General features: G+C 42.6%; 4 protein-coding genes. 2 read left to right on the forward strand and 2 right to left on the reverse strand.

The window, feature by feature from the left end; translation table 11 throughout:
• Positions 1-322 (forward strand): hypothetical protein (locus tag K5Q99_RS21670; RefSeq protein WP_220778107.1); only part of this gene is annotated, 322 nt, incomplete at its 5' end.
• Positions 323-504: 182 nt separating this feature from the next.
• On the forward strand, positions 505-642 hold the full coding sequence (locus tag K5Q99_RS21675) for a hypothetical protein (protein ID WP_190272043.1): 138 nt from the start codon (positions 505-507) through the stop codon (positions 640-642).
• Between the two features lie 120 nt (positions 643-762).
• Here K5Q99_RS21675 and K5Q99_RS21680 read toward each other — a convergent pair whose 3' ends face one another.
• Positions 763-1,221: a GNAT family N-acetyltransferase gene (locus tag K5Q99_RS21680; protein ID WP_106649645.1), complete on the reverse strand. Its 459-nt coding sequence runs from the start codon at positions 1,219-1,221 to the stop codon at positions 763-765.
• A 73-nt stretch (positions 1,222-1,294) separates the two neighbouring features.
• Complete coding sequence (locus K5Q99_RS21685) at positions 1,295-1,678, reverse strand: MAPEG family protein (RefSeq protein ID WP_011847592.1); 384 nt, start codon at positions 1,676-1,678, stop codon at positions 1,295-1,297.
• Between the last annotated feature and the right edge of the window lie 137 nt (positions 1,679-1,815).

Consider the following 1,815-nt stretch of genomic DNA (forward strand, 5'->3'; position numbering starts at 1 on the left):
ACTTTATACAGATATAGGCGATAAAATGAACGCTGTTGATTTACTCAAAGGTAGCATCAACTTTAATGACTATGCATGCATATTAATTGGCGAAGAATTAAACAACTCAATTCACTCTAAAAAAGAATTTATTGAATTTAAATTCTTAATCAAAAAAATTGAAAAAATGACAATAAATGGAAAACTTGATAATAGAGACATGCGTGATGAGTTCTTCGCTGAGTTTGCCTTAAACTTTGATAGGGCTTTAGCAAAAGAATTGCTTAAATATGAGCACACTCTTGATCAGGTTTTCAAACGTGAATTAATAGAATATCTATAACAGAGAATCGGAAAGGAAAGAGCAAATAGGCAATGCCTTAATCTTTGACTAATAACGCCAGAGTCTAAGGAATACAACATCTCCTGCGAAGTTGCTGAAAAATAAAAAGAACGGAAGCCATAAATCTTTGGTAAGAATCTGCTATCAAAAATACACCGGAGTTAACCAAATTAAGCACTATCATGGAAGTGACCGTCCGTGGCATGGATGCCACGTTCGAGCATCCAGGGACGGACTTGCTGCGTGTCACTGGAATGATAGTGCTTAATGGATATGCGGAATTAAAGTTCCCCAATATTTACAAACGCACAAAGGATTAAGTTTGAAAGACAACCCAAAGTCATAGAGATCTAATCCTAATGCTGAAAGCCTTTAGCATTAGGATTCGGATTCAATTGTTAGCACATCAAGCGGCAGATAATAGATGTCGCGGCAGCTAGCTAGAGTGGCATTTGATACTCAATCATGCCGGACTTTTGGCCAATCCAATCATAGAGTTTTTGCGCTGTGTGATTCGTCTCATGTGTATGCCAATACAAGCGCGCACAGTCTCGCTCATTTGCCGCTTGCTGAACAAACTCAATCAGTTGCTTACCGACAAGCTTGCCCCTCGCCGCTGGGGCGACAAACAGATCTTCAAGGTAGCAATACTCAGTTTCCGCCCAAGTGGAACGATGAAACACAAAGTGCACAAAGCCAAGCAGGTTTTCGCCCTCCCTCGCAACCGCGCAATAAAGCGGTTCTTGACGATCAAAAAACCGATGCCAAGTGGTTTGAGTGATCGCTTCCGAAAGTGCCACTTTGTAAAAAGTCTGGTAATCACGCCAGTGTGGTAACCAGAGTGAAAAGTCTGTTTCTTTAACCTGTTCAATGGTTACAGTGAGTGGTGAATTTGACATAGGCTTGCTCCTTGGGATCCGTTTATTGGTCATTCATTTAACAGAACTCACTCACAGCCTTAGATAACAAAAATTAAAAAGCCTGAAAGAAAATCCCGAAGGCGCTGAAGATAGCGACAAACCATGAGAGGGATCGTAGGGTGCCTTTATTGGCAAGGTATAGGATGTGATACACAAAGCGGGCGGCGACATGGGTGATTGCCAGCCACTCAGTGGTGGGGTTCACTTTACCCGTGGCGATAACCACTAATACCGCCAGACCAAACACTAACAGTGATTCGAAGGCATTTTGATGCCCAGCCAAGGCGCGAGCACCAAAACCGGTTAACTGTGCTTGCTGGGCGCGGGGATGATTATTGTCATAACCGCCCGCCTTGGCCATCGCCCAAGCGACGGGGCCTTTCGCCAGATACGGCAATAACATGGCGACAAATAGGCAAATAAGTAAAGTATTCATAGGTTAAGCTCTGAAGAATCCCCTGATGATTTACAAATAAATCATCAAATTAGGGTGGAAGCACATCTTGTTGCATGATCAAATGGTTTCGCTAAAAACTACACTTGGACAACAAGATGCGCGAAGCCAATATCCTA

The organism is Shewanella hafniensis, assembly GCF_019655335.1.
Lineage (GTDB): Bacteria > Pseudomonadota > Gammaproteobacteria > Enterobacterales > Shewanellaceae > Shewanella > Shewanella hafniensis.